This window comes from Bartonella sp. AP19HLJMH (assembly GCF_042196245.1).
Taxonomy (GTDB): Bacteria; Pseudomonadota; Alphaproteobacteria; order Rhizobiales; family Rhizobiaceae; genus Bartonella.
In genome coordinates this window covers 1-7,220 of sequence record NZ_JBHIPX010000031.1, presented here as the reverse complement: position 1 = coordinate 7,220, position 7,220 = coordinate 1, and the positions used below count along the sequence as shown (strand labels likewise).

4 protein-coding genes and 2 pseudogenes are annotated in these 7,220 nt (G+C 33.6%); 2 read left to right on the top strand and 4 right to left on the bottom strand.

Annotated elements, in window-relative coordinates:
* Positions 1 to 102: 102 nt before the first annotated feature.
* Positions 103 to 699 (top strand): annotated as a pseudogene (locus ACFINR_RS08885) (virulence-associated protein E); the annotation flags it as partial.
* 1,059 nt (positions 700 to 1,758) lie between these two features.
* Here ACFINR_RS08885 and ACFINR_RS08880 read toward each other — a convergent pair.
* The 4 genes from ACFINR_RS08880 to ACFINR_RS08865 are packed head-to-tail and all read right to left on the bottom strand — an operon-like array spanning position 1,759 to position 6,279.
* Positions 1,759 to 2,751 carry a hypothetical protein gene (locus ACFINR_RS08880; RefSeq protein ID WP_375613859.1) on the bottom strand — a complete coding sequence of 331 codons (993 nt, stop codon included), beginning with the start codon at positions 2,749 to 2,751 and terminating at the stop codon, positions 1,759 to 1,761.
* Positions 2,720 to 3,334: a hypothetical protein gene (locus tag ACFINR_RS08875; RefSeq protein ID WP_375654129.1), complete on the bottom strand. Its 615-nt coding sequence runs from the start codon at positions 3,332 to 3,334 to the stop codon at positions 2,720 to 2,722. The genes ACFINR_RS08880 and ACFINR_RS08875 overlap by 32 nt, the downstream gene beginning before the upstream one ends.
* A complete protein-coding gene (locus ACFINR_RS08870; RefSeq protein ID WP_375612536.1) occupies positions 3,324 to 5,108 on the bottom strand; it encodes an MFS transporter in 1,785 nt (594 codons plus the stop codon). The genes ACFINR_RS08875 and ACFINR_RS08870 overlap by 11 nt, the downstream gene beginning before the upstream one ends.
* Positions 5,101 to 6,279: a radical SAM protein gene (locus ACFINR_RS08865; protein WP_375654125.1), complete on the bottom strand. Its 1,179-nt coding sequence runs from the start codon at positions 6,277 to 6,279 to the stop codon at positions 5,101 to 5,103. The genes ACFINR_RS08870 and ACFINR_RS08865 overlap by 8 nt, the downstream gene beginning before the upstream one ends.
* An 831-nt stretch (positions 6,280 to 7,110) precedes the next feature.
* On the opposite strand from ACFINR_RS08865, the pseudogene ACFINR_RS08860 reads away from it, so the two are divergent.
* Positions 7,111 to 7,220, top strand: a pseudogene (locus ACFINR_RS08860) (integrase); the annotation flags it as partial.

The following is a 7,220-nucleotide window of genomic DNA, read 5'->3' as shown; positions in this document are numbered from 1 at the left end:
CATAAAAAAACCTTGTCGCGTAAGGACGGACAAGGCTTTCTCAAACTCATCACCCTAGAGATAGCACAATCCGTCCTATGACGCAACGTTATAGGATTTAAAATGATGTGTTCTTTTAAGAATGCGCAAGGTATCACACGTGCCTTGCGTGGTACTTGGCATGGGCGTTATGGAACAGCCCGTTGCCCTGCTCATGATGATAGGTTGCCTAGCTTATCCCTTGCCAATGGACATGATGGGCGTTTATTGCTCTATTGTTATTCTGGCTGCTCTTTTAGAGAGATCATACAAGCGCTTATTAGAATTAGATTGCTTGGAAAACAAGCTTATGATCAGACGCTCTCTTTCTCCAAACAGTTTTGTGCTGATCTCAAACGAGCAAAACAGAAAGCAGAGAGAGCAAAAGCAATTTGGCAACAAAGCCAACCAATTAAAAACACTTTAGCAGAAACCTATTTACGTATGCGGGGTATTACATGTGATTTGCCTCCTGATTTACGCTTTTACGACAAATGTTCGCACCCCTCTGGGGTTACACTGACCGCGTTGGTGGCTCTTGTTAAGGGCGCTGGCTCTTTCGCCATTCATAGAACCTTTTTACAAGCCAATGGTTGCAAAACAGACCAAAAACCAGCAAAAGCCATGTTGGGATCTGTAACAGGTGGTGGGGTGCATTTAAGCCAAGCCAATCCAAAACATAAGGAATTATTTAACAAACTTTAGAGCTTTTATGCTGTTACAACTATCTTCGTGAAATTTATGAAGACAAAACCCAAAAGGCGGTCGGCCTACAAAACGCTATGAATAGCTCACCTTGGTGAAAAATCATAGGACCACACAATAGAGAAATCTCTTTTGACAGTTTTTCAAGCCAATCGCTCAACGCTCTTTTTAGTGACATTCTCTTCATTGCTCTTTTTTCAAAGAAAATGATCAGAGTTCTTCTTACAAAGAGTTTTGTTGCTTTTGGAGAGTTATTCCAATGTTTATGTTATTTTTTTAATAATAAAAAATAAAAAACATTATATTTTAATATTTTTGTTTAGGATCTTGAGCTACTCTATGGAAATTTCTATTTTTGTAAAAAATCCAAACGTGCAACAGCATGGTAAAATATATTTTTATGACGTTGGTGATGATCTCAAGAGAAAAGAAAAAAACCTTACGATAATAGGAGTCATTTGGGAGTATTGATGGTATTAAGTGAATATCAGCTACAATATCATTGGGATTTATATTACTCGTAATTGGCATTTTGGATGCATGGCTCATTTGTTCTGCGAATTATTGGACTTGAATGTTTAATCTATAAAGCCCAGTATTGATGATATTAGAATAAAAGCCATCTTGATTTGTAAGTTTAATCGAATGCAAATTGAGAACATTCGATATAATAACAAGCGTATGCTTCTTAGCTAGCCCCTTTTAAGTAAGATAATAAGTCCACCTGCCATACTGTTTTGATTGGGGTTGAGCTCAGCTTTATAATAAACATCAAGCTTAAAAATACCGTTCGCTTATTTTGAGTTACATCAAACTGAAATACCTATAATTCTTTCTCATCAAAAATCTTGAATAAAAAAGGCAAGTTGCTGCTTAAATTACTGCTAATATCAAAAAAATCAAAGCCAATTTTGCCACCATCTTTGACACTTTTAGTATATAAGATCCCGATACATGAGACAAGCACCATATCGTTCTTCCATCGGTATGTCCTATATCTATTCACGAAACATAGCTGCTTCAGAGTGGGAAATACTATATATTTGTAGCAATTTCTTTTAATTGATTCATATCAAAATACAAATCCGATACCTTTTGGCAAAATTTATCAAGATAAATAAACAATTCATCAGAGAGAGATATCTTTTTTTCTCGAATTCTCATTAAATCCTCAGTTTTATTATTTAACGGATGCGCTTCAAAATTACTTGCACGATTTCCTGCTAATTTGGTAGGCATATAATGATTTATGATGTTACAAAAACTACAATCTAAAGGGCCTGAAACATTACTTCCAACCATACCAACGTAGTTATTTTTATTCTCAAAACACTTATATAATTCTTTAATATTACTTGCAAATGGCTTATAGACAAAAGCATTATAGCCATATTCGTGAATTTTTTCATAACCACATTTCACGAATGTCTCATCAGCGATATTTAAGAAACCCAAATCTGGAATTTTTGAAGGAAATTTCACAGGCTGTTCTATTCCAAACAAATTATTCTTATCTATCCTATCAATAAAATAATTCCACTGCTCAAAATTAATACTTGCATTGAAATCAATAATAAATTTTACATTTTTGTTTTCATTAACAATTGCAATTGTATCATCCAAATACTGATTCGATGATTTCAATTTTATCAAATCGTAATTACGTATCTCATCATCAATAATTGCACCTATTCCTATCGTTTTAATAGATTTCATTAATCCAGAATTAATAATTTTAGCCATTTCAACTTTTTTAAAAAAATCTTCCAACCCAAAGAAATAGCTTAAAGAATTTGCAAAGTGTTTACTTTTATTTATTGATCGTTCATTTACAGATTTTATAAAATCGTCCGGCATTTCTCCGTGACTAGGTGACAATGGCAACTCCATAGCAAAGGGCGAAATAACTTTATCCTGAGCAGTAAATAAAATTATCAGTTCTGTTTTTTCAACTAACACACCAGAAGAACTGTGAAAAGAATCCGATAGTTTATATTTATTGGTGTAAACTCTGATGCGTATATCCATATTTTATCTCACAGCCAGAAAAAAAATCCCGTATCATATTTAACTGAAATCTATTCTCATACTTTTTTCTATTTTCAAAATTAACTGAAATGAACTCGGGAGTAGCGATACATATTAGAGCTAACACTTCTGCCAAATCGAATCTCTCCGATAAAGTAATCGTCACACTATATGGTACGCTATCTTTTTTCATACATTCTATGTTACGCACCCACGTTTGTTTATATTTTTTACTGTCTAGATTTCTTATCTCTGAAATAACATCTGTGCCTATTTGTATCCCTAAAAAGAACGGATTACTCTTTAATAGCTTCAAATATGGTTGAATATAGATGTGCCCCCCTGTTGCAATCCGAAAATATTTTTTGCAAATGAGACACATACAAGTATATTTATGAAGTAAATCATAATCGAGCTCAAAAGGCTCTCCACCAGAAAGAATAATAAAATCAGATTTTATGTCATTTATTGTATATAAAGATTCAGGCAACGCGTCATCTCTCACCATATATTCCATCGAATACGGACAATGATTGCAGCCCGCACTGCAATTTTCATTACAAATTACAATATTATCGCCCATGAAATTTCTTATTCAAGTTCATATAATCCAATACTAATTGTTTCATGAAAATATTTTGGTATAGAGAAAGATCAGAAATTTTTTTAGCCACAAACGCTTTTATCATTGGTAAAGCTTCATCCTTTGATATAGACAGCAAATGAGAAATATAGTCTATCCGTTCTTCTAAATTGAGAGATAATCTTGGACTGGTGAAAAATGTTAAGATATCCAATTCCGGACTGGCTTCTTGACATAAATCCCAATCCACTACCATAAAAGAACTATCAGAAGTAACAATGATATTATCAGGATGTAAATCTCCATGTGATAAGATTATATTCTTGCTTAATCGATCTTGAAAGATCTTATTGATTTGATCAATAATCGCCTTTTGATGTAGCAAATCCATTTGGCTCAATACAGTACCCCGGATAAACTCCCATTCGACTATTTCATCGCAAAGTGTTATCAAATTTGGTGCAGGATAGAGACTTTGTCGAAAAGAGCCATCCTTGATGTTTTCATTAATGCACGATGCTTCCGGATAAATTTGCCCATAGCAAAACTCTTGATGCTTGCGTTTCAAGAAATGTTGTTTTGACGATTGTGCATTTTCAGGCTGTAACCAAATGATTTCTTGTTTTCTGACAAAAATAATTAAAGCAGACACCCCAAAAATCACTGCCATAATCACTGCCAACCACAAATTAGCTTGCCAGAATGTTGAAAAAACATGACCGTATAAAAAACTGAATGCAAAGGATACAACAGCTGTAATAATGGCTGTAAATGATAAAACAGTCGCGATAGCTTTGGGATCAATCAGTGAATTTATAAGAAGAGACGACAGATAAGATCGATAAGCAGATTTAAAAACACATAGCAGTAAAAATCCTAATATAAGAGCCGCAATGATTTGAAATGACATGAGAAAAAAAGCAATGGTTACCATACAACCAATCATTAAGACGGGAAAAATAGGATTTTGAAACTTTGAAAAATACTTCTGAAACAATATATTGGAACTTGCTGAAAAAAAATTCCCAATGATAAAAATAATCGAAACCAAAATAGCAGGTTGAAATGGCAAAAAATCAGAAAATGCGATAGAAACAGTTCGATTATTAACCAAAATAGCAAAAGCTGAAACTGCACTTAAAAAAACAAGAGTGAAGCGATAAGGGTTTTTGACTTCTTTACGGCTGGCGCACATAACTGTGAAAATACTCGGATGAGCGTTGATATGAAAACTATCTAATCCCTTCGTCAGTTTTGAAAACATAAAAATAGCAAAAATTAATGAAAGGATTTGAAAAATTACAGGCAATGCAGGATGCACATAATAAAGTATTCCCCCTAAAAAAATAAGTACCGTTGTCACACTATAGGTAACAGCAGCCACTTCGGACTTAACGGAAAACAGTGTGCGATGCTTTGGTACTACAGAAAAGAGTAAACTATCTTCCGCACCTGAGAAACAAGCGGCCGCTAATGTGATACACAACAAATAAGTGGCGTAAGCAAAATATGCATAATTCATAAAAAGAGCTAAAAAACCGCAAAGAAAGAAAAACAGCCCAGTATAAATAACGCGCTTACTTCCATAAACATCTGATAATAAACCCAAGGGGACTTCTAAGATCAAAGGAAGCAATAAAAAATAACTACCGATTAAAACAATATCCGCTTGCGACAAATGCAATTTTTCCGACAAAAAAAGTGGTAAAACAGCAACCACTAGAGCAGTAGACTTGCTAACGCTATAAATCTTAAATTGCTTAACCTTATCCACAAAATACCTTCCCACGACATCCGCTACATGCGCCAGATTCTTTCAAAGATTTTAAAACGCTTTGAGCAGACCAATCTATTGCCTCATAATTTTGTAGATTCCCAAAAGCTTCTGAATAAAAGCAATTTTTTAAATCTCCATTATAGTCCAATACCAAGGATGAAAATGGAAATAAACACATTAACGGCGACGAAACGTACGCAGAATTTTCTCCTAAGTAATAATTAATACAATTTACAAAATTTTGTGACGTCCATGAGATTTTCCTTTCTTGGAACTTTTTATCTATATAAATCTGGAGGGAGGATTCTTTCCTTGATAATTCATCTCTCAAATGAAAAAGTGAGGCGTTTGGCGGAAGAATTTTGTTGCTTAAAGCCTTAGATCGATCCTTTGTATTATTGTTTCTAGAAAAACAAAATGACGACGTATCGAGCGGGTTGAATCCGATATAATCGACATCTTTGCTTATACAAAAATCGATAAAATTAATAATATTTTCTAGAATCTCTTTAGTAACTGTCGCTCTTATTCCTATACTTTGCAGAGGTTGAAGATTCTTAACTGTTTCAATGTTTTTCCACACGCGATCAAATTTATTCGCCCCCCGTATATCATAATATCCTTGGACACTAGTCGAATCCATAGAAACAACAATTTCTTTTATGTCATACTGTGAAATCCATAAATTTTTATGCAATAAGATGCCATTGGTATTTAATTCAACAGGCAGACCTAGTTCATTCAACGTTAATAAAATATCTTTAAGCCTCGGATGCACTAAAGGTTCTCCCCCAGAAAGCATCACTGAGGCAGCTCCTTTTTCTTTCAACATTCTAAATAAGGGTATTAAACTTTCTGGAGTATGCCAATTTTTTTCCTTAATCTTCCAGCAATCGCACATGATACAAGGGCTATTGCAATTCTGGATAATATGTATAATAGGTGTTACAGGTGCCCATAATTTTTTAAGATCAAAAATCGAATCTGACGCACTAATCAAGTTTTCCTTTTTTAAAAGAAAACCATTCTTTTCTAGTTCTCTTAACAAGATTGAAAAATCTGATGCTAAAATCTCTGTCTCTACATTAAGCTTTGCCGCAACAGTTTCAATTTTCTGATTCTGTAAAAAAGCTGAATCAATTAAAATTATAGCTGAATCATTAAGCACAATAGTCTAAAAATCATTTAATCTAGTTATGCTATTCTCGTCGAGATTAATACGAAACATTTCCCCTCCTAAATTGTTTCTCAATAATACAATGGATAAGGGCGCTGCACCGCCCTTATCCTGCTTTTTTATTTTTTTCTATCTCACACCAATGGTTTATAACAAGTTAAAGTTGCACTATTCACAGTGCCAATCACCTGCGGTTTTTTATATGACATAATATCCCCCTCATATTGTTATTATGTACTTTATTTATATTCAAGACAATTAGTATTTTATAAAAAGTCTAAAATTTTACAACTTTATAATTGTAAAGTCAATTTAACTGTATTACGCAATATTCAGTTTGGAAAACAAATTAGCCTATACCGGTATAAATCGAAAAACTCTTGTGCTCAGCTAATTTCCATTTTAATTATTAAGTTCATTCAAAAAGTGTTATTCCTGATTTCAATGGCTATTTCACTTCAATCGCAATAAGAAATATGCAATGCTCTGCTTTATCAAGTAATTTTAAAAAGTTTTTTTGGGGCTGAAATAAAGAATAGTTGTTGCGTAAATCAGCTTCTCAGAAGAAAAATTTTTCAATTATTTTTCTGTTTTAATTGTAATTTTGTGAACTACTACTTGCGGTGAAATTACCTTTAAAAGAGGTTCTACTCGACGCCAAAATACAAACTTTTATTTCTTATTAAAGATACAATCATATTGATTTATAATGATAATTTAGCACTATTCATATCGAATAAGAATCCCAAATAACGTAGGATTCTCTCATTTCAAATCTGTGTATGGTTGAATCAACTAAAACCACTTGCTTGCACGTCACAAGCCGGCTTGTTACTTCATAAGCGTAAAGATGGAGGTGCTCAATGGATTTACCGTTATACCATTCATGGGCGCCGTCGTGAAATGGGCTTGGGGGCATTGCGAAACGTTTC

Excerpts from the sequence above, each read along its gene's own strand:
- ACFINR_RS08880 (WP_375613859.1), bottom strand. The coding sequence starts at position 2,751 with ATGGATATACGCATCAGAGTTTACACCAATAAATATAAACTATCGGAT.
- ACFINR_RS08875 (WP_375654129.1), bottom strand. The coding sequence starts at position 3,334 with ATGGGCGATAATATTGTAATTTGTAATGAAAATTGCAGTGCGGGCTGC.